Origin of the sequence: Paenibacillus woosongensis, assembly GCF_009725165.1 — a bacterium.
In the GTDB taxonomy this organism is placed as follows: domain Bacteria; phylum Bacillota; class Bacilli; order Paenibacillales; family Paenibacillaceae; genus Fontibacillus; species Fontibacillus woosongensis.
Map to the genome: position 1 here is coordinate 128714 of NZ_WNZW01000004.1, position 20132 is coordinate 148845.

Consider the following 20132-nt stretch of genomic DNA (forward strand, 5'->3'; position numbering starts at 1 on the left):
TTCTACATTAAGTGTACATGAAACGGCAGCGCTTTGCATCGCTCTTTATGCAAGCCCCCTGTCTTGTAAAATCATAGAATTTCCGATGCTATGAAAATGTGAGTATTTATGATACTTTTTCAGAAATCGCTTTAGTTTTCATTTTGCTTCAACAATGATAAACTAGATGAGAATATATCATTCTATGAGGGATTTATATGATGAATATCCCAGATATTAAACATCATTTGCGCCGTACGATGAGAGAACGCCGATCCCAAATTCCGGAACTATTGCGGCAAGAGCAGTCGCTGGCAGCCAGCTTGCTGGCGGAACGGGAAGTACTGGGACCCCTGCGGCACGAACGGAACAAACGGCTTACGGTATTCATTTATGCTTCCTTTCGGGATGAGCCCGATACAAGCGAGTTGATGAACAACTGCTGGAAGCAGGGGGATCGCGTATTGGTTCCAAAAGTCGCCGGAGCCGGGCGGTTTGAGCTGCATGAATTGAAGGAAGCCGGCGAACTGCTGCCTGGTGCTTGGGGTATTCCCGAGCCGGCTGAGCATACGGGCATTTGGCCCGAGAACCGCTGGCCTGAAATCGATCTCGTTGTGGTTCCTGGCCTTGCCTATGACAGGACAGGAGGCCGGATCGGCTTCGGGGGAGGATTTTACGACCGTTTCATGGACGCTTTGCAGCGTTCAGAGGGCGGCGGGGCAGGCGCTATTATCGCAGCGCTCGCTTTTCAAGAGCAAATATTGACGGACTGTATTCCGATGGAGCCCCATGATTTTAGGGTAGATCTGCTGTTTACAGCCTCCGGTCCGATATATATCAATGAAAGTAGTGAAAATTTATGTCTTCGGAATCCCAGGAAGGGAAATTGACTCATTTTAATGAACAGGGCAGAGCAAATATGGTCGATATTTCAGGGAAGCAGGCAACAGCCCGGACGGCGGTTGCCGTATCGACAATTACGATGCATCCGGACACGCTTCGCGCCATCAAGAAAGGCCAGGTTGGCAAAGGGGACGTGCTTGCCGTGGCGCAAATTGCCGGAATTCAGGGAGCTAAGAGAACCTCTGACTGGATTCCCATGTGCCACCCACTGCCATTAACCGGAGTTAACCTCATTTTTACAGATAACGGGCATAATGAGCTGCATATTGAGGCAACCGTGAAAACAGAAGGCAAAACGGGCGTGGAAATGGAGGCGCTCACCGCTGTTTCAGCCGCGGCGTTAACCGTGTACGACATGTGCAAAGCGCTGCAAAAGGATATGGTTATCGGCCCGACCCTGCTCCGCAGTAAGACGGGCGGAAAAAGCGGAAACTATCTTTCTGGGGTTTAATTATTGCTTTTATAAATAATGAACATAAGTCGTCAATTTAAAAGGATTTAATTCAGACATTAAAAACGGAGTTCCTATGTGGATGAGGAGGGTGACTTCATGGTTTGGAAAACGGCGATCCTGACGGCAAGCGATAAAGGCTCCCGTGGAGAGCGCGAGGATACGAGTGCCCAGGTTATCCGGGAACTTGTAGAGGAAGAGCTCGGCGGAGAAATTATAGAATACCGCATCGTTCCTGATGAACCGGATGAAATTATTGCGGCTTTAATTGAAATGACAGATTATTTTCAGGCAGATTTAGTGCTTACTACCGGAGGTACGGAGCTGGCTATCCGGGACGTGACCCCAGAGGCGACGCGGCGAGTGATTGAACGCGAAGTACCGGGGATGGCGGAAGCGATGCGCTATTCGGTTATGCAGAAGAATCCTGCAGGTATGCTGTTTCGCGGGATCGTCGGCATTCGCGGCCGGACGCTGATCGTGAACCTGCCGGGCACGCCAAAAGGAGTTCACGAAAATTTGGCCGCCATTATGGATCAACTGCCTGAGGCGCTGCTGATGGTTACGGGGCAATTTCGGCTGTAGGCGAAAGAAGGGAAGGAGTGCCGCTAATTTGACTTAGAGCGGCACTGTTACTGTGATTTTAGTTATGGTATGATGTGGGCGTATGAATGAAACGGGCGGGTTGTGCAAGCCTATATTTTTTAAGTGCATTTGGAAGGGGAATCAGCATGAGTGCAGGCGGATTGTTACTGATCATTATCGCAGCGCTATTAATATTCGGGCCGAATAAACTGCCAGAGCTTGGACGCGTCGTAGGCCGCACCTTCAAAGAATTCAAGGATGCGACGCAGGGCATTATGGAGGATCAGCCTCAAGGGGATAAGTCTCAGCCCCAGGAGCTCTCAACACCTGTACAAGAGTCGTCCAAACCAGACGAAAAACGGCTGCCGGAGTAAGCGTGGTAGTTTGTATGCTCACCAGTAATTTAGAAGTCAGGGAGGACGGCATATGGCTGAAGAGACGCAGCAAAGCGTGGTCGAACATTTAACGGAACTTCGCCGCCGGTTATTTTGGGTACTGTTCGTATTTGTGTTCGTGCTGGTCGCGGCTTTCTTCGTAGTCAAACCAATATACAATTACGTCACGGTCAATGCCCTTTCAGGCGTGAAGATTAACCTGAATGCCTTCTCTTTCTGGGACGGCGTTGGCGTATATATGAAAATAGCAATGATGGTAGCGCTAGGCGTTACCCTGCCCTTCACACTGTATCAAATATGGGCTTTCGTAAGTCCCGGACTTAAGCCTGCGGAACGGAAGGCTACGCTTAAATATATTCCTTACGTATTCCTGTGCTTCTTGATCGGGATTTCTTTCGGTTACTATGTCGTATTTCCGCTGGCCATGGCGTTTACCGGAGAGCTCAATGCGGAGCTTGGACTGATTGAAACCTATGGAATGGCGGATTATTTCAAGTTTTTATTTAATATCATCATTCCGATATCGCTGCTTTTTGAGCTGCCGATCGTTATATTGTTTCTCACTCAGCTGCGGATTCTGACCCCAAGGCTGCTGCGGAAAATGAGAAGGGTAGCGTATTTTGCCCTTGTAGTGATTTCCGTAATGATTACGCCTGCAGATTTTCTTTCCGCGTTTCTGGTGCTGATTCCGCTTATAATTCTGTATGAAATCAGCGTGCTCCTTTCCTCGCGTATCCATCGCAAGCTGATTGCGGCCGATGCCGAGCGGGAAGCCCAGTATAATTCATAGAGGCATTCTGCCATGACAAACACATCTTCAACAAGGAAGATGTGTTTGTTGCTTTTTAGGAACCGTTTCTAAAAATGGGAAGCAATCCATAGATTCGAAAGAGCTAATTGGAATATTTATAGATATATAAGGATATCATGAAAAGGGCCCATGGAACGATTCCGCCAAACTTACGAAAAAAATGCAGCAGGGAACTTGAAATCTGGATTCATTTTGAGTATCATAAAAAGTGGTTGTTAGCACTAATGTGTATCGAGTGCTAACACATCAATGACGTTATTAAATTCAACAAAACATATTTAAAGGAGGACATTTTCATGATCAAACCTTTAGGTGAGCGCGTACTGGTAGAACCGATTGAGCAAGAGGAAACGACTGCATTTGGCATCGTACTTCCAGATAATGCGAAGGAGAAGCCGCAAGAAGGTAAAGTCGTTGCTGTTGGCAGCGGAACACTGAAGGACGGGGTACGTGTTCCATTGGAAGTGAAGGAAGGCGACCGCGTACTGTTCTCCAAATATGCGGGAACTGAAGTTAAATATGAAGGCAAAGAATACTTAATTATGAAGGAAAGCGACATCCACGCGATTGTGGGTTAAGCGTACATCAGCCTGACCTTATGAATAAAGAGCAAATTAACAATCATTCAGGGAGGTAATTGAATTATGGCAAAAGAGATTAAATTCAATGAAGACGCTCGCCGTGCGATGCTGCGCGGGGTAGATGCTTTGGCAGATGCGGTAAAAGTTACTCTTGGACCAAAAGGCCGCAATGTGGTATTGGAGAAAAAATTCGGCAGCCCGCTGATTACTAACGATGGCGTAACGATTGCTAAGGAAATCGAACTGGAAGATGCATTCGAGAACATGGGTGCTCAACTAGTTAAAGAAGTTGCAACGAAGACGAACGATGTAGCCGGAGACGGTACAACAACAGCTACTGTATTGGCTCAAGCGTTGATCCGCGAAGGATTGAAGAACGTTACAGCTGGTGCAAGCCCAATCGGTCTGCGTAAAGGGATCGACAAAGCGGTTCGCGCTGCGGTAGAAGAGCTCCAGAAAATTTCCAAATCGATCGAAGGCAAGCAATCGATCGCTCAAGTTGCAGCAATTTCGGCTGGCGACGAAGAAGTAGGCGAACTGATCGCTGAAGCTATGGAGAAAGTCGGCAAAGACGGCGTAATCACCGTGGAAGAATCCCGCGGCTTCTATACTGAGCTAGAGGTTGTAGAAGGTATGCAGTTCGACCGCGGTTATATCTCCCCGTACATGATTACGGATACAGATAAGATGGAAGCGGTTCTGGATAACCCGTACATCTTGATTACTGATAAGAAAATCAGCAGCACGCAAGAGATTCTGCCAATCCTGGAGAAAATCGTACAGCAAAGCAGACCGCTTCTGATCATTGCTGAGGATATCGAAGGTGAAGCGCAAGCAATGCTGATCTTGAACAAACTGCGCGGTACATTTAACGCAGTTGCGGTAAAAGCACCAGGCTTCGGCGACCGTCGCGAAGCAATGCTGCAGGACATCGCTGCGTTGACTGGCGGACAAGTGATTACCGAGAAGCTCGGACTGGATCTGAAGGGAACCAGCGTAGAGCAGCTGGGTAACGCTCGCCAAGTTATCGTTACGAAAGAGAACACAACCATCGTTGACGGAAGCGGAGACAAAGCTGACATTACAGCTCGTGTGAACCAAATCCGTACGCAATTGGAAGAAACCACTTCTGAATTCGATAAAGAGAAGCTGCAAGAGCGTCTGGCTAAACTGGCTGGCGGCGTAGCCGTAGTCAAAGTTGGTGCGGCTACCGAGACTGAATTGAAAGAACGCAAACTGCGCATCGAAGACGCATTGAACGCTACTCGTGCGGCTGTCGAAGAAGGTATCGTATCCGGCGGCGGCGTAGCCCTCGTGAACGTATACAGTGCCGTAGCTGCGCTTCAAGTAGAAGGCGACGAGAAAACAGGTGTGAACATCGTGCTGCGCGCTCTGGAAGAGCCAATCCGTACGATTTCCGCGAACGCAGGCGAAGAAGGCTCCGTTATCGTTGAGCGCCTGAAGAAAGAGCAAGCAGGCATCGGTTTCAACGCGGCTACCGGCGAATGGGTGAACATGATCGAAGCAGGTATCGTCGACCCTGCTAAGGTTACTCGTTCCGCGCTGCAACACGCTGCATCCGTAGCTGGATTGTTCCTGACTACTGAAGTGGTTATCGCAGACAAACCAGAACCAGAAAAACCAGCTATGCCAGACATGGGCGGTATGGGCGGAATGATGTAATAAAGGGGGATGAAACCCTGTAATAGCGCATAGTTAAAGGCTCCCGAGAGGGAGCCTTTTATAATAAATCACATAAATTCTTAGTGGCATCTTTTTAGAAGTCTCTCTATACGTGCCCCCCTTGCTCTCTAATTATGGTAGAATAATAGGAAAATATTAGGGGGGCTTTTGTTGAAAAAATTTATATCCGGCTGCATTGTAGGTGCCTGTCTCATGGTGGGAACAACGGTTTATGCAGAACAAATTAAGCAGTTCATATTGACTCCTGTCACTTACCCAATAGTTGTCGATGGCGTAGAGTATAAGGACGCTGAACGGCCAGTGTTAAATTATGAAGGCAGCACTTATGTTCCTCTTGCTAAGCTAGGCGACATTACTGGTGTAGACTATGTTTGGAATGATCAACTTGGAAGAGTGGAAATCAACACTGGAAAGGGACAATTTTACTCTGAATACAATGGTGATATTCCTAATTATGCAAGTGTAAATGGTATCTCATCCGGAAAAAGAATAGAGCTATCAGACGGAAAAACTGTGATGTATGCATATGATGTTACTGATGCGACTGATGGAAATATCCAAAAGTATGTTAATGAATTGGAAAAGCAGGGGTATGTTTATGAGAGTGACACATCCGATGATGAGGTTTCCTATTACTCCAAAGGGGATATCTTTGTAGCACTTACTGTAATGGGATACGACTTCAATGTTATTATTTCTAAGGAATAATATATTTATATTTATGGAAAAGCGCTCTTTTTAGAGTGCTTTTTTCTATGCCAAAAAAAGGTGAGTTTGTGGCCACTGTTCCAACGGGCTAGCAATATTTGGTCAAATGTCTAATGTTCTTAATAAAGAACTCGCAGCTCGCGTGGGAATTGAGGTTATTGAAGTAAACTTTCACGGGGGATTTAAAATAACAACCGGCCAGAAGGAAATGATGCCAACTGGACCGGCTACCATATTCGGATAGTAACACTGAGATAGATTACCCCACGAATTTGGATAACGAGATCAGCGCCGTTACGGTTATGACGTTCAGCAGCGTAGAAATGAGCACGGTTTGGGACGCGAAGTCTGGCTCGTTATCATACTCTTCAGCGAGAATCGTACTATTGACGCCTGTCGGCATACCGGAGGCGATGAGCAGCGCTTGAGCCGGGATGCCTTTCAGGCCGAGCGCGAGAATAAGCAGCAGCCCGATAGCCGGACCGACTAGCAGCCTTAAGAAGGCGCTGATGTATACATCTAACCGGTCCAGGCGAAGCGGATATTGGATAATTTGCGCCCCTAACGTCAGTAAAGCGATGCTGACCATGGAATCTGCGATATAGCCCAACGGCTTTGCTGCGAAATCTGGCAGCGGCCAGTGAAAGACGTGAAAGACCAGGCCAAGCACGAGCGCGTACGGAACCGGCATTTTTAGAAACCCGATTAATGCTGCCTTCAATGTTCCTCCTGATTTAGCGCGTTGAACCGAGATTACGCCATAAGTAAAGGTGACGAGGCTTTGAAAGGTCATGACCAGCGCCTGGATCGAAGTCGCTAGCGGATCGCCCTTAAATGCGAGCTGATTGATAGGAAGTCCGTAGTTCCCCGAGTTGTCGAGAATGAGGCTGTTCGTGAATGCGGCCTTCATACCCGGCTTGAATCCCCTTTTCCAGCTGACAATAGAGCTGACAATATATTGGAGTGAAATATATAAAGCGTAGAACAGGGTAACGCTGCCCAATAATAGGGGGGACATTTCCGAATTGTACATGCTCAGGAACACAACAGCGGGAGTGATATAATAAAAGTTGATTTTTGCCAGTGTATATAAGTTGAGCTGAAACGCACGATGCATCAATGCTCCAAGTCCAATCAGCACAAAGATGGGCAGGACCACATCCGTTACGATTTCGATAATCATCTTGATGTCCAACTTCCTTCTAAATAATGAAATCCGAATTGACAAGCAGTGTTATTATACCATGTTTACGGCACTAAATTACTAATGCAGATTGCATACGAAAACCTCGCCGTTAGGGCGAGGCTCATTTAAGGGCATATTATTTATTCTTAATGCTCTCTAAATCAGCTTCCAGCTTGAGCTGGCGACGATTAATAATATCAATGCTGTATTCGTGGGTGTTGAGCTGGTTGGTCGTTTTTCTCTCAAATGATTTTTGGGACAGATCAAGGCGCTTGGTAATTTCCAGCGTCTCCAGGACAGCTTGTCTAATTAACGGAATATCCGCAGTGTTCGCTTTGATCTCCTTTAGCTCGGCCTCGAAGCTAACCTGCCTAGTTTCCAGAGCTTCTAGTCTGGTAAGTAAAGCCTGCTGTCCATTTTCCAGAGCCTCTTGTCTGGTGAGTAAAGCCTGCTGTCCATTTTCCAGAGCTTCTTGTCTGGTGAGTAAAGCCTGCTGTCCATTTTCCAGAGCTTCTTGTCTGGTGAGTAAAGCCTGCTGTCCATTTGCCAAAGTCTCTTGCTTGTCTTCCAAATTGCCCATGCGATTGTTCAGTGATTTGAGTTCACCTAGAATTTGCGTTAGAATCTGATCGCTCATCTGGATGCATCCCTCCTTTTTTGAAAATGTGATGGTGTAGTGCTATATATTGATTCGTTTCTAGTTGTCCATAATTTAGGTAATAAGGCATGAGAGCGGCTATGATACTTGCCTTTGAATAAGTATAGCTTAATGGGTAGGAGGCCGCAATTGAAATGTAAAATATGTCGATTTAAGGAATTCATCGAGGTGTGGTTATGTATGAAACAAAAAAGGCCGAGCAGGGATCGATATGATTCCCTTGCCCGGTCTTTTAATCTTACAGGCTGCCTTGCGGCTGCTCTGTTCCTTGTTCATGTTCATTACTTTGTTTCTTATCCTGCCCGCTTCCGTGCAGGACAGGCTTTAATTCATCTTCAATCGTTGAATCCGCCAGCTTGACGTTGGAGCGATAGGCAGCGCGAATAATGAGATGCCCGGACACAGGAGCCGTAATGAATACAAACAAAATTCCCAGGATAACCCTTACGCTGATAAAAGCATCGCTGAACCATATATATAGAAAGGTTCCGATAAGGGTCAGCAGAACGGCCAGCGTAGAGCTTTTGGTAGCGGCGTGCGCTCGTGTATATACGTCCGGAAAACGGATGATACCGATGGCGCTGATCACACTAATAATGCTGCCGATAAGAATCAAGGCGGCTCCCACGAATTCACCCACTGCGTTTACGTTCAATAATAACACCTCTCTCGATAAATCTGGAGAGCGAAATCGTACTGATAAAAGCCAGTAAGCCTAGGACGAGTATAACCTCTAAATACGCTTTGGTTCTCAGCAGTATAGATACCGCGGCGATCCCCGAGATCAGGTTCACGCCGATCATGTCCATCGCGATAACGCGATCGGGAAGGGAAGGCCCCTTGATAATGCGAAACAGGGAAATAGCAATCGCTACGCTGAACAGGGTAAGGGAAACCCCCAGCATTATTTTGATCATTATCGAGTCACCTCCATGATTGCTTTTTCAAACCGGCCTAAAGAACGGATCAAATCGTTTTTGTAGCGTTCAATATCGAGTGCATGGATATAGAACGTATCTCCCTCGGGTGAAACCTCCATAACAACCGAACCTGGAGTAAGCGTGAGCAGCAGCGCCAGCGTGGTTACTTCCCAATCGCTTTTCAGGGCAGTTTTGTAAGTGAAAATCCCCGGCTTGATATCTATCTTTGGACTGATAATATGTTTCATTACGACAAAAGCCGACTGGAACAATTCAGAAATGAAAATCAGGATTAGCTTGACGACCCGGTAGAAGCGATGCAAATAAAATTGTTTTCCGAAAAAACGCTGCATCACAAAGATGATCGCGACCCCAACAAGGAAGCCGGCAAAAAACGTCGTAAATCTCAGCTCGTCTTCATCATTGAGAACCATCCACAAAAAAGCAATAAATAAATTCAGCAGAAACTGAGCAGGCACCTATTTCACCCCTTTTTTTCATATCGTGCATTCTGATTTCATTATTTGTTTAGGACCGCATCAATATAGATGTAGGGATTCGTTAAAGTTGCCGCTGCGTCAGCGATATAAGGCGATATATATTCCGCCCCGAATCCAAGAGCGATAGAGGCGGCCGTCAGCAGAACGCAAGGGATGATCCAGCCTTTGCTTAGAGGAGCCGCATCTTCCTCGCTGGTCGTAGATTCTCCCCAGAAGCAGTTCAGGAAAATACGCAGCAGGGAATATAGCACGAATATGCTGGAAATCAGGGAAAGCGCGAGCAGGATATACGACCCGCTTTCAATCGCCCCTTGACCAATGAGGATTTTCCCCATAAAACCGCTTAGCGGCGGAATACCAGCAAGAGCCAGCATAATGATGAAGAACGACCAGCCTAATATCGGATAGTGGCGAATCAATCCGCTCATCCGGTCGATCATCGTCGTACCGGCAAGAGCCGCCATGGAACCCGCAATCAGGAACAAGGCTGCTTTGACAAGCATGTCATGCACCAGATAATAAATCGACCCTTCGATCGCTGCCGGAGTGGCGGCGGCAAGACCGACCAGGATAAAGCCTACCGCGATGACTACGTTAAAGGATACGATTTGGCGGATATCCCTATAAGCTATTGCTCCGAAAGAGCCCCCGATCAGCGTAATGCCAGCCATGATGCCAATGATCGTATGTGTAATTGAAGGCTCATGATAGAAGAGCAAGGTGAACATCCGAAACATTGCATATATGCCGACCTTCGTTAGAAGCCCTCCGAATAATGCGGCTACGGCTGTCGGCGGGACGCTGTATGAGCCAGGCAGCCAGAAATAGAGCAGCAGTCCGGCCTTTAATCCGAATACAAGCAGGAACAAAATGCTAATGACGGTGAGCAGCGGAGTTTGTCCCGCTTCCGCAATCCGTTCGGATAAATGAGCCATGTTCAACGTGCCTACCGTTCCGTACAAGTAAGCGATGGCTACAAGAAAGAACCAGGAAGAGAGCACATTAATGGCTACGTATTTAATGGACTCTTTCAACTGGGCTTTGGTGCCCCCAAGTGTAATAAGCGCATAAGAAGCTAACAGCATAACTTCAAAGCACACATACAGATTGAACAAATCTCCTGTCAGGAAGGAGCCGTTAACGCCTGCAACCATGAGCAGGACAAAAGGATAGAAGAACATTCGCTCCCGCTGCTCCCCGATGGAGTAGAAGGCGTAAACCAAGCAAATGGCGGCAACGAGGCTTGTCGTTAGCACCAGTAGCAGGGAGAAGGAATCACCGACAAAAAGGATGCCGAACGGGGGCTGCCAATTCCCAAAGTCGAGGCGGATGATTCCCGCATTTTGAATCATGTTTAGAATATAGATGCTGATGCCTGTAACCGACAGTATCGCAGCCAGGCTAAGCCATCTTTGAATCTGAATATGCGACCGGAAGAACACAAGCATAATACCGGCCAGTACCGGAATAACGACGGGGAGTACAAGGATATTATTCATTCAGCATACTCCTTAACTCGTTCAGGTTATCGCTTCTGCTCTCCTGGTACAACCGGTAAGCAAGCACGAGAAGAAAGGCGGTAACCGCAAAGCTGATCACGATGGAAGTCAGGATCAGGGCTTGCGGCAGTGCATCGGTAAAGGTAGTCGTTTCTTCTCCGAGCACGGGCACGCCGCCGGTCTTCAGCCCGCCCATCGTCATAATCAGCAAATGTGCCGCATGCGTCAGCACGGCAGTTCCTAGAATGATCCGAATAACATTCCTGGAGAGAAACAAGTAAGTCGCAACGGACACCAGTACTCCCGTCAGGATGATGATCAACGTTTCCATACACTTACACATCCTCGCTAATACTTAGAATAATCGTGACGACCACGCCGACTACGCCCAGGGCTACGCCGAGTTCAAAGATCGTGACCGTAGCGAGCCCGGTTTTGCCAAAGACGGGAAGATTGAAATAAGAATAAGCGTGGCTCAAAAAAGGAATATCCAAAAACAAAGAAGCGGCTCCCGTTGCTACGGCAATGAAGGCTCCCACGGCAGCGACCATTTTGAAGTCCAAAGGGATTCTTTTCATGATGGTTTCCGTATCGAAGGCGAGGAATAACAGCACCAGGGCGGAAGCGAGCACAAGTCCCCCGATAAAACCGCCGCCGGGGCTGTTATGTCCAGACACGAACAGATAGACCGCCATCGTTAGAATAATAAAAACTACGATTTTCGTAACGGTTTGTAAAATGACGTCATTGATCTTCAAGGTTCTGCTCCTCCTTCGTCGACTTTAGTTTGATCAATGTGTATACGCTCAGGCCACCGATGAAGAGGACGATGACCTCAAGCATCGTATCGAACGCGCGGAAGTCGCCGAGGATGGCGTTAACGATGTTCTTTCCGCCCGCCAGCTCATAGGCGTTTTCAAAGTAGCCGGAGATCGTATCGAACAGTTTGCCTCCCCGTACAGAGAGAGCAACCAAAACGAAAATGATTCCTACAGCTATGGAAATGACAAGGTTGGTGCGCTTCGTGCGGCGTGGCGTCTCCTCTTTCTTCCACTTTGGAAGGAAATAGAAGCAGAGCAGGAACAAAGCTGTCGATACCGTCTCCACCACGAGCTGGGTTAACGCCAAGTCAGGCGCACGGAATACGACGAAGAACAGAGCCATGGAATAGCCAAGCGCTCCATTGAGCAGAACGGCGTTTACGCGCGATTTCGCCAAAGGGATGGCAAGCGCGGCAGCGACCATGACGAGCACCAGAACGATTTCATACACGCTGATCGGAGCATCGCCCGTAAAATCAAAGGCGAAAGCTCCTGTGAACAGCAGCGTGCCTCCGACAGCGGCGATGAAGAACAGGAAAATATAAATCGAATAACTTCGCAAATAGCCTGTCATATAGAAGGAAGTGATCCGGTTTGAGATTTTCTCTATTTGGATCAGACTATTGTTATACAAGTTATCCAGCGTCCAGTTCTCGGGCAGAAGCGAATAGATTCCTTTCCACCGCCGAATTGACAGATACATCAAGGTGCCGACAGCAATGACTCCGAGCGTCATCCATAAAGCGGGATTGAATCCATGCCAGGCCGAAATAGGTTCAATCATGCCTTCGAGTTCTATCGAAGGGAGGATGCTGGCCATCGCCGGACGCAGCAGATAATCGCCCAGCACGTTAGGGAAGAAGAAAATCCCTACAACCAGAACTGCCAGAATGATCGGTGAAATCAACATGCCTGCCGGAGCTTCATGGGCTTCATGATCCAGCTTCTCCGGCTGGTATGGCCCCAGAAACGTCTTGAATACGATGATCATGCAGTATATGAATGTGAATACACTGGCAATCCAGGCGACGACAGGGAATAGTACCTTGGATACATGCAGGGAGAAAATCCCGGACTCACTTACATTAACAACGGCTTGAAAGAACATTTCCTTGCTCAGGAAGCCGTTAAATGGCGGCAAGCCTGCCATGGAAAAGCTGCCGATTAAAGCGATGGTGAATGAAATCGGCATTAAAGACATCAGTCCGCCAAGGCGGCGGATGTCACGAGTGCCTGCTCCGTGGTTCACGATACCGATAACCATAAATAAAGCGCCTTTGAACGTGGAGTGATTAACCAAATGGAACAGGGCCGCAAAGGTCGCTTGCGTATAAATCACGGTCTCTTCACCAGCTCCCATGGACAGCGCCGCCGAACCAATACCGAACAGGGTCATGATGAGACCGAGCTGACTAATGGTCGAGTAGGCGAGCAGCGCTTTAAGATCCGTTTGGCGAACCGCGTTGAAGGAGCCCCAGAAAAGCGTGATGATGCCGACGCTGCTGACGAGCCAGAACCAGATTTCATGGCTGCCGAAAATGGGCGTAAACCGGGCCACCAAATAAATGCCCGCTTTGACCATCGTTGCCGAATGCAGATATGCACTGATTGGCGTCGGCGCTTCCATCGCGTCAGGCAGCCAGATATGGAACGGGAATTGGGCAGATTTAGTGAAAGCGCCGAGCAGCAGAAGGAGCATTGCCGGAATAAATAGCGCATGGCCGTAATCAATGGTTGCAATAATTTCCCGGATGCTCATTGTGCCAGTCATGACATAGATCATAATGAAGCTGGTCAGCATGGCGATGCCGCCGGTAACCGTAGTTAAAAGAGCTTTTTTTGCGCCGTATCTGGATCTTTTCCGGTGGTACCAAAATGCAATCAGGAGGAAGGACGAAATGCTGGTCAATTCCCAGAAAGCATAGAACACCATCAGATTGTCGGAGAAGACAACGCCAAGCATAGCCCCCATAAACAGCAGCAGGTAAATATAAAAGTGGCCCAGCGACTCTTCTGCGGATAAATAATAAATGGAATAAATGATGACCAGGCTGCCAATCCCGGTTATCAATAGGCCGAAGATGATGCTCAGCCCGTCAAGATACGTGGTAAAATGGATGCCGTAGGAGGGAATCCACGCGATCGTGCTCAAGTAAGTCTCGCCCCCCGCGACTGACGGAATGTAGCGAGCTAGAGAAACAAACAGGACAACCGGCACGATCAGGACGAACCAGCCGATATGTTTGCGTGAAACTTTGGCGTATAAGAATGGTACGAGTATAGCAGCAAGAAAAGGGATCAATATGGCTAAGTTCACGGATAACAAAGTCAAACCTCCATTTTCATGATGATGGTGATCTTCTTTATTTGTGCAAAAAACAGCCTTATAAAGAAGGATTCCCGCAGGACTTGACTCCTATGTCAATAAGCGGGATAATAAGAAGCCATAAGTCTTATGATCGCCTATGGCGTAAGAAGTGAGGACTTCGCTTAGGAAGTGAATTGGGAGTTCTGGAAAAGCAGCCGGCAGCTTTAAAGATGGCTGTTCGAAACAACCCTGTTGGCGTATTGCGTATATCGGCCAAACGATAAGGAAAAATTATAATAATAATCTAATTATACAATATAAATAGTGCCGATGTACAATAAATACATTCCATGTATAAGCTTTTCTTATAGAGAATGATGTAAATACAATGAATTATTTAATGAGGTGAATTTTCGACATGAAGAAGGTAAAGGGTCGTATGGATGAGAGTATTCTCGTTTGCGTATATTACGGTCCCAATGGTGAGCGGTTGATCAGACGCGGTCATAAAATGGCGAGTATGTTGAATTGCCCGCTATATATCCTGACGGTGGATCCGCTCCCGTACGATGAGTTTGATGCCGAAAAATCGGGATACATCGAACGCTGGAAGGAACTGGCTGAGGAATGCGATGTTGAGGAGTTTATTCTCCTAGATAATGAAAAGCGGCCCACAGCTAAAATGATTGCCGAGGTTGCCCATAAATACAACGTCACGCAAATCATTATCGGACAAACCGCCCAGAACCGCTGGGAGGAAATCACGAAGGGTTCCTTCGTCAACGTGCTTCTTCGCGAAATCACTTTCGTTGACCTTCATATTGTATCGCTGGATCGCACCATCAAGAGCGAGGACGAAATTGAGTATGAAGCCGGCGTCCGCGGTTATCTGCTGAAGGAAGGGGACAGCTACAGACTATGCTTCTCCTGCCAGAAGAACATGAGTTATGAAGGCATCTTCTATAAAGAGATCGGTACGGATTTTAACAACGGCATGTTCAAATTCGTTTGCAATGGCATAACCTACCAGGTCCATGTCGCCGATGACAAAGTGACCGAACCGATCGATGCGCCTTCCAACGTGAAGTATGAGCATAAGGCCCATGATTTAATCTAAAATATAGATAGCGAATAAGCCCCAGTGCCTGTAAAGCACTGGGGCTGTTGTGTTTGGCCAGGGGTCTTTTGCAACGGGGGAAATGTCCTGATTTTGCTTCATGCTGATGATTCCTTCCTGATTATTCGTTAGGTTATAATACCTATAAATAGTTACAAGTAACTTCCTTGTAATAGATAGATTGGACAAATCTGTTTAGAAAATGTATAGAACGTCCTGATATATTATTGGACGATTCAGGAGTTTCGTAAACAGGTATTCTATTATTTGGTAAAAAAAGGGGTAGAACATGAAGAGCAATGACAGGTTTAATAGAGAACGAGCGCTGGTCCGAGTTACGGCTCTGTTCATGAGCCTGGTTTTGTTGGCCAGCTGCGGAATATTTGGCTCCGGCGGCAGCCCGGCAGATCCTGCGGAGGGCCAGATGCAAGGCGAGCAGGCCATCGAGCGCTTTAATGGGGAGAAGAGCAGGGTAATCACCTCTGTGTATACGGCCCGAAAAGAGCTGAGCCTTACCTTTAACGGTATGGGGGATGCGGAAACGATGGAACGGCTGCTGAACGAGCTGGACAAGTATGGTATCAAAGCGACGTTTTTTCTTCCGGGAATACGGGTAGCGGAGGAGCCGGATATTGCGAAAAGCATTATCGAACGGGGGCATGAAATCGAAAATAACACGTTGAATCACCTGGATTTAACCAAGCTTGGCTATGAGCAAATCTATAAGGAAATCGAGTTGGCCAACGAAGTGATCGAAAAAGAAACGGGCGTAACTCCAAAATATATACGAACGAAGTCTGGCGACTACTCGGACGATATTCGGCTTGTAGCCGCGCAGCTAGGAATGGAGGCCGTCGTCAATTACAACATCAACCCGAAGGACCGCGATATGAAGAACGCGAAAGAAATTGGCGATTATGTGGCCAGATACATGTCAAGGGGAGGCGTCATCTCGCTGAACACCGACATTAATCCGGAAGTCGTGCCGGCGATTGGTTTTATCGGCGAGGCAGCAGAGGAGCTCGGCTATAAACTGATTACGCTGAGCGAGCTGGTCAAGAACGGTGGAGTTCGAAAACCGCTGGAGGAAATCCCCGGGTACGATGCAGCAAAACTGAATCCCGACTACAAAGGCACTCCTTATGAGCTTGTATATAAGGCCAATACGAGGAAAAAGGAAATCGCTCTTACCTTTGACGATTGGGCGACGGACAAGACGGTTACGCGAATTTTGGACATATTGGCCGAGCATGATGTCAAGGCAACGTTTTTCTTGCGGGCGCAGGGCGTGGAGCAGAATCCGAATCTGGCAAGGGCCATGATTGAAGAGGGGCATGACGTAGCCAATCATTCCTATGCCCATCAGGTTGTAACTACGCTGACTCCGGAGGAACTGCAGGAGGATGTTGTTAAAGCCCATCAAGTAATTACGGAAGCGATCCAGCAGCAGCCGTTAATGCTGTACAGGCCGCCAACGGGCGTGGTGGATGAGAAGACGGCAGAAATTATCGCGGCTACGGGGTATCCGCAAATTGCGATGTACGACGTGACCACGCTCGATTGGGATGTAAAGAACAGCGCCGACGATATTATAAATGGGGTTCTGAAGCAGACGCAGAACGGAAGTGTTATCCTGCTTCATATTCTTGACGGCATTCATACGGCAGAGGCGCTGCCAACCGTTTTGGAGCGATTGAAGGAGAAGGGTTACACCTTTGTGAAAATGAAGGATTTGATTCAATAAAGAGGCGGAACATTTTGACGGACGGGGATGGAGAAATGGGATTGTACGAAGATATCGTTAATCGGCGCGAAGGAATTGCCGTCATTGGACTCGGGTATGTCGGCCTGCCGATCGCAGTCGCTTTTTCGAGAAAAACCAATGTGATTGGATTTGATGTGAACCGCAGGAAAATAGATAGTTACCTGACGGGAATCGATGTGACAGGCGATGTGGGCGACGACGTCATTCGGAAATGCAGCGTGAAGTTTACCTCCGAGGAGGAGATGCTGGAAGGAACTCGTTTCTTTCTCGTGGCCGTACCAACCCCGATTCAAAGCGGAAATGTGCCGGATTTGAAGTATGTGCAGAGCGCCAGCCGAATCGTCGGAAAGAAGCTGACCCAGGGGGCGGTCGTCGTATATGAATCCACGGTATATCCCGGCGTCACGGAGGACGTATGCATACCTATTCTCGAAGAGGAATCGGGTTTGAGGTGCGGAGTCGATTTTAAGGTAGGCTATTCGCCTGAACGGATCAATCCGGGCGATAAAGTCCACCGTCTGGAGAATATTGTGAAGATCGTATCCGGCATTGACGATGATGCGCGGGAGTTGATCGCACGGGTATACGAGCTTGTAATTGAAGCCGGCGTATACCGGGCGGAGAGCATCAAGGTCGCCGAGGCAGCCAAGGTTATTGAAAATGCGCAGAGGGACATCAATATCGCCTTCATGAACGAACTATCGATGGTGTTTCATCGCATGGGTATCGACACGAAGTCCGTGCTGGAGGCGGCGGGGACGAAGTGGAATTTTCTGCATTTCACCCCTGGTTTGGTAGGCGGGCACTGTATTGGCATAGATCCTTATTATTTAACTTATAAAGCAGAGGATACGGGCTACCATTCGAAAATCATCTTGGCAGGGCGGCATATCAACGACAGCATGGGAGCCTACATTGCGGACAGTATTATTAAAATATTGGTCCGGCAGCAGCTCGATATCCGGAATACGAGAATCGGCCTGCTGGGCCTGGCTTTCAAGGAAAATTGCGCGGACATCCGGAACACAAAGGTCACGGACATTATTAACGAACTGAAGGATTATGGGGTGACGACATTAGTCGCCGACCCGCTGGTAGATCCGCAGGAGGCTTACGAGGAATACGGCCTCGAATTAGCGGATATGTCCTCCTTCAAGGACTTGAACGTTGTCATTGTCGCGGTTCCGCATACGCCTTTTGCCGAAATGGGAATTGAGGATTTTAAGAAAATGTACAATGGCAGCCAGACGAAGATCATGATTGATGTCAAAGGGATATACTCCAAAGCGGAGTATGAACACAGCGGTTTCTACTACTGGAGGCTGTAGGCTGCAGGTATACCAATAATGATTGGGGACGCAAATAGTGATTAAAAGTAAGAAGAAAAAGGAAGAAGTACTGACAATACCTAAAGTTGACAGGCGTACATTGTCGCATGTGCCTGATCCTGAGAATATTCGGGGACGGCTCGACCGCAGAGGACTGAGGGGCGATGGGCTGGAGCCGGAGCTGGACGGCAATGATTCGGATTCCCGGGAGAAGCTGCGGCTGCTCAGCCTTCGTTATATCGCGGATTTCGACGTTCTGCTAATTCCCGAGGGAGAAAAGAAAAAGGCAGGCATTCAGGCCCGGGCCGTCGATATATCGTCAACGGGTATATTGATTGAATTGGGTACTGAAGCGGGCAAGTTTGAGGTAGGCGACCGTTATGAGCTTCGCTGCCATATCCCGCCGGGAACGATGCCAGAGGGCTTCGAGTCTTCCGTCAGGCTAGGCACGGACGTTGTCCGCCTGTTTACGCAGGAGGCGGAGGGACAGATTAAACAGAGGGTTGCCCTGCAATTTGCAAAGCCGCTGACCGAGTATTTCCAGAAGAAACGCTGGGGGTATTCGATTTATACGGCGAGCGGAATGTTGTTCATCGCCGTCGCCATCATTATGCTGATGCGCGTGGAGAGCGTCATTTATTTTAAATACAATTTCTGGCTGTATTTATATAGTTTGATCGCGGCGATCTTTTTGCTGAGCCGGTATTTGTTTGGGGCGTTTTACCGGGACGTGCCGGTCAATCCGGATTATACGCCGGGCGTGAGCATCATTATCCCGTGCTTCAATGAAGCTGAGTGGATTCACCGGACGATACTAAGCTGCATCAACCAGGATTATCCGGTCGATAAGCTGGAGGTGATCGTCGTCGATGACCGGTCGACCGATCATTCCGCCGAGGAAATCCGCAGGACGATAGAGATGGTTCACCAGGAAGCAGAGCGCTACGCCACCAAGGAAAGGCTGAAGATGGTCGTGTTGCCGGAGAACGGGGGCAAGCGGGTCGCATTGGTGAAGGGCGTGGAAATGGCGAAGCATGATCTCGTCGTCTTCGTGGATTCTGACAGCTTCCTGGAGCCGACGGCCATCAAGCATTTAGTACAGCCGTTCCAGGACCCGCGTATGGGCGGCGTCGCCGGTCGTACGGATGTCGAGAACAAATATACGAATTCGATCACGAAGCTGCAAACCGTACGTTATTATATCGCGTTTCGCATTATGAAGGCAGCGGAATCGTATTTCGATAGCGTCACCTGCCTGTCCGGCCCGCTGTCCTGTTATCGCAAGGACCTTGTACTGCAGCATTCCGAAGCGTGGCTGAACCAGAAGTTCCTGGGACAGCCGGCGACCTTTGGCGATGACCGGAGCATGACGAATTTTATTTTAAAGACGCATCGTACTGGCTACCAGGATAGTGCGATTTGCTCCACGATTGTGCCGTCGAAGATGAGCGTGTTCCTGAAGCAGCAAATGCGCTGGAAGCGTTCATGGCTGCGCGAGTCGCTGCGGGCCTCGGGGTTTATTTGGCGTAAAGAGCCTTTTATGTCGCTATTTTTCTACGTCGGGGTTATCGTGCCGATCGCGGCGCCGGTTGTCGTGCTGTACAACCTGGTTTATGTCCCGCTAGCTTATCAGATTTTCCCGGGCACGTTTCTGATGGGGCTGCTTCTCATGGGACTGCTGATGAGTCTGGCCCATCTATTGTTCCGCAAGAGCAGGCTGTGGGTTTACGGACTGATATTCTGCGTATTTTACGAGGCTGTGCTGCTGTGGCAGATGCCGGTGGCTTGGGTGACGTTCTGGAAGTCTACCTGGGGGACAAGGGAGACGCCGCAGGATATTGAAGCTAGAGAGAAGAAGGAAGCGCGAAAACAAAAAAATAAAAAAAGAATCGGATTGCCGTTCTAAAGCAATC

Annotated in this window: 22 protein-coding genes; 13 read left to right on the forward strand and 9 right to left on the reverse strand. The window is 48.3% G+C overall.

Annotation, left to right across the window (positions count from 1 at the left end):
• Positions 1-197 precede the first annotated feature (197 nt).
• From GNP95_RS13655 to GNP95_RS26745, 9 genes are all read left to right on the forward strand, one after another.
• Positions 198-869: a 5-formyltetrahydrofolate cyclo-ligase gene (locus tag GNP95_RS13655; RefSeq protein WP_155611426.1), complete on the forward strand. Its 672-nt coding sequence runs from the start codon at positions 198-200 to the stop codon at positions 867-869.
• Complete coding sequence (gene moaC, locus GNP95_RS13660; protein ID WP_155611427.1) at positions 839-1333, forward strand: cyclic pyranopterin monophosphate synthase MoaC; 495 nt, start codon at positions 839-841, stop codon at positions 1331-1333. Before GNP95_RS13655 ends, moaC begins: the two co-directional genes overlap by 31 nt.
• A 99-nt stretch (positions 1334-1432) precedes the next feature.
• Positions 1433-1918 carry a MogA/MoaB family molybdenum cofactor biosynthesis protein gene (locus GNP95_RS13665; protein ID WP_055105663.1) on the forward strand — a complete coding sequence of 162 codons (486 nt, stop codon included), beginning with the start codon at positions 1433-1435 and terminating at the stop codon, positions 1916-1918.
• A 146-nt stretch (positions 1919-2064) separates the two neighbouring features.
• Complete coding sequence (locus GNP95_RS13670) at positions 2065-2292, forward strand: twin-arginine translocase TatA/TatE family subunit (RefSeq protein ID WP_155611428.1); 228 nt, start codon at positions 2065-2067, stop codon at positions 2290-2292.
• A 52-nt stretch (positions 2293-2344) separates the two neighbouring features.
• A complete protein-coding gene (gene tatC / locus GNP95_RS13675; protein WP_155611429.1) occupies positions 2345-3103 on the forward strand; it encodes a twin-arginine translocase subunit TatC in 759 nt (252 codons plus the stop codon).
• Positions 3104-3420: 317 nt separating this feature from the next.
• Complete coding sequence (gene groES / locus GNP95_RS13680) at positions 3421-3702, forward strand: co-chaperone GroES (RefSeq protein ID WP_155611430.1); 282 nt, start codon at positions 3421-3423, stop codon at positions 3700-3702.
• A gap of 66 nt (positions 3703-3768) precedes the next feature.
• A complete protein-coding gene (gene groL, locus GNP95_RS13685) occupies positions 3769-5388 on the forward strand; it encodes a chaperonin GroEL (protein WP_155611431.1) in 1620 nt (539 codons plus the stop codon).
• A 171-nt stretch (positions 5389-5559) separates the two neighbouring features.
• Positions 5560-6117, forward strand: coding sequence for a hypothetical protein (locus GNP95_RS13690; RefSeq protein WP_155611432.1), 558 nt, complete (start codon positions 5560-5562; stop codon positions 6115-6117).
• Between the two features lie 106 nt (positions 6118-6223).
• A complete protein-coding gene (locus GNP95_RS26745; protein WP_155611433.1) occupies positions 6224-6361 on the forward strand; it encodes a BC1881 family protein in 138 nt (45 codons plus the stop codon).
• A 15-nt stretch (positions 6362-6376) separates the two neighbouring features.
• Here GNP95_RS26745 and GNP95_RS13700 read toward each other — a convergent pair whose 3' ends face one another.
• The 9 genes from GNP95_RS13700 to GNP95_RS13740 form a co-directional block, all read right to left on the reverse strand.
• Positions 6377-7300, reverse strand: a complete 924-nt coding sequence (locus GNP95_RS13700; RefSeq protein WP_155611434.1) for an AEC family transporter — start codon at positions 7298-7300, stop codon at positions 6377-6379.
• A 139-nt stretch (positions 7301-7439) separates the two neighbouring features.
• A complete protein-coding gene (locus GNP95_RS13705) occupies positions 7440-7940 on the reverse strand; it encodes a hypothetical protein (protein WP_155611435.1) in 501 nt (166 codons plus the stop codon).
• 259 nt (positions 7941-8199) lie between these two features.
• Complete coding sequence (locus tag GNP95_RS13710; protein WP_155611436.1) at positions 8200-8616, reverse strand: Na+/H+ antiporter subunit G; 417 nt, start codon at positions 8614-8616, stop codon at positions 8200-8202.
• Positions 8594-8878: a Na(+)/H(+) antiporter subunit F1 gene (locus GNP95_RS13715; RefSeq protein ID WP_155611437.1), complete on the reverse strand. Its 285-nt coding sequence runs from the start codon at positions 8876-8878 to the stop codon at positions 8594-8596. The genes GNP95_RS13710 and GNP95_RS13715 overlap by 23 nt, the downstream gene beginning before the upstream one ends.
• Positions 8878-9360 carry a Na+/H+ antiporter subunit E gene (locus tag GNP95_RS13720; RefSeq protein ID WP_213594381.1) on the reverse strand — a complete coding sequence of 161 codons (483 nt, stop codon included), beginning with the start codon at positions 9358-9360 and terminating at the stop codon, positions 8878-8880. The genes GNP95_RS13715 and GNP95_RS13720 overlap by 1 nt, the downstream gene beginning before the upstream one ends.
• A gap of 41 nt (positions 9361-9401) precedes the next feature.
• Complete coding sequence (locus GNP95_RS13725; RefSeq protein WP_155611438.1) at positions 9402-10880, reverse strand: Na+/H+ antiporter subunit D; 1479 nt, start codon at positions 10878-10880, stop codon at positions 9402-9404.
• Positions 10873-11211: a Na(+)/H(+) antiporter subunit C gene (locus GNP95_RS13730; RefSeq protein WP_155611439.1), complete on the reverse strand. Its 339-nt coding sequence runs from the start codon at positions 11209-11211 to the stop codon at positions 10873-10875. The genes GNP95_RS13725 and GNP95_RS13730 overlap by 8 nt, the downstream gene beginning before the upstream one ends.
• Before the next feature lie 4 nt (positions 11212-11215).
• Positions 11216-11638 carry a Na(+)/H(+) antiporter subunit B gene (locus GNP95_RS13735; protein ID WP_155611440.1) on the reverse strand — a complete coding sequence of 141 codons (423 nt, stop codon included), beginning with the start codon at positions 11636-11638 and terminating at the stop codon, positions 11216-11218.
• A complete protein-coding gene (locus tag GNP95_RS13740) occupies positions 11625-14027 on the reverse strand; it encodes a Na+/H+ antiporter subunit A (RefSeq protein ID WP_155611441.1) in 2403 nt (800 codons plus the stop codon). The genes GNP95_RS13735 and GNP95_RS13740 overlap by 14 nt, the downstream gene beginning before the upstream one ends.
• A 400-nt stretch (positions 14028-14427) precedes the next feature.
• On the opposite strand from GNP95_RS13740, the gene GNP95_RS13745 reads away from it, so the two are divergent.
• The 4 genes from GNP95_RS13745 (at position 14428) to GNP95_RS13760 (ending at position 20125) form a co-directional block, all read left to right on the forward strand.
• Positions 14428-15126 carry a universal stress protein gene (locus tag GNP95_RS13745; protein ID WP_155611442.1) on the forward strand — a complete coding sequence of 233 codons (699 nt, stop codon included), beginning with the start codon at positions 14428-14430 and terminating at the stop codon, positions 15124-15126.
• 289 nt (positions 15127-15415) lie between these two features.
• Positions 15416-16870, forward strand: a complete 1455-nt coding sequence (locus GNP95_RS13750) for a polysaccharide deacetylase family protein (RefSeq protein WP_155611443.1) — start codon at positions 15416-15418, stop codon at positions 16868-16870.
• A 35-nt stretch (positions 16871-16905) separates the two neighbouring features.
• The gene (locus tag GNP95_RS13755; RefSeq protein ID WP_155611549.1) at positions 16906-18219 is read left to right on the forward strand and encodes a nucleotide sugar dehydrogenase; all 1314 of its coding nucleotides are present in this window, start codon (positions 16906-16908) and stop codon (positions 18217-18219) included.
• Between the two features lie 37 nt (positions 18220-18256).
• On the forward strand, positions 18257-20125 hold the full coding sequence (locus tag GNP95_RS13760) for a glycosyltransferase family 2 protein (protein WP_330163430.1): 1869 nt from the start codon (positions 18257-18259) through the stop codon (positions 20123-20125).
• Positions 20126-20132: the final 7 nt, after the last annotated feature.

Coding starts and splice junctions, on each gene's coding strand:
- GNP95_RS13705 (WP_155611435.1), bottom strand. CDS start 7,940: ATGAGCGATCAGATTCTAACGCAAATTCTAGGTGAACTCAAATCACTG.
- GNP95_RS13755 (WP_155611549.1), top strand. CDS start 16,906: ATGGGATTGTACGAAGATATCGTTAATCGGCGCGAAGGAATTGCCGTC.
- groES (WP_155611430.1), top strand. CDS start 3,421: ATGATCAAACCTTTAGGTGAGCGCGTACTGGTAGAACCGATTGAGCAA.
- GNP95_RS13730 (WP_155611439.1), bottom strand. CDS start 11,211: ATGGAAACGTTGATCATCATCCTGACGGGAGTACTGGTGTCCGTTGCG.
- GNP95_RS13665 (WP_055105663.1), top strand. CDS start 1,433: ATGGTTTGGAAAACGGCGATCCTGACGGCAAGCGATAAAGGCTCCCGT.
- GNP95_RS26745 (WP_155611433.1), top strand. CDS start 6,224: ATGTCTAATGTTCTTAATAAAGAACTCGCAGCTCGCGTGGGAATTGAG.
- GNP95_RS13725 (WP_155611438.1), bottom strand. CDS start 10,880: ATGAATAATATCCTTGTACTCCCCGTCGTTATTCCGGTACTGGCCGGT.
- GNP95_RS13715 (WP_155611437.1), bottom strand. CDS start 8,878: ATGATCAAAATAATGCTGGGGGTTTCCCTTACCCTGTTCAGCGTAGCG.
- GNP95_RS13670 (WP_155611428.1), top strand. CDS start 2,065: ATGAGTGCAGGCGGATTGTTACTGATCATTATCGCAGCGCTATTAATA.
- GNP95_RS13745 (WP_155611442.1), top strand. CDS start 14,428: ATGAAGAAGGTAAAGGGTCGTATGGATGAGAGTATTCTCGTTTGCGTA.
- GNP95_RS13655 (WP_155611426.1), top strand. CDS start 198: ATGATGAATATCCCAGATATTAAACATCATTTGCGCCGTACGATGAGA.
- GNP95_RS13750 (WP_155611443.1), top strand. CDS start 15,416: ATGAAGAGCAATGACAGGTTTAATAGAGAACGAGCGCTGGTCCGAGTT.
- moaC (WP_155611427.1), top strand. CDS start 839: ATGTCTTCGGAATCCCAGGAAGGGAAATTGACTCATTTTAATGAACAG.
- tatC (WP_155611429.1), top strand. CDS start 2,345: ATGGCTGAAGAGACGCAGCAAAGCGTGGTCGAACATTTAACGGAACTT.
- groL (WP_155611431.1), top strand. CDS start 3,769: ATGGCAAAAGAGATTAAATTCAATGAAGACGCTCGCCGTGCGATGCTG.
- GNP95_RS13700 (WP_155611434.1), bottom strand. CDS start 7,300: ATGATTATCGAAATCGTAACGGATGTGGTCCTGCCCATCTTTGTGCTG.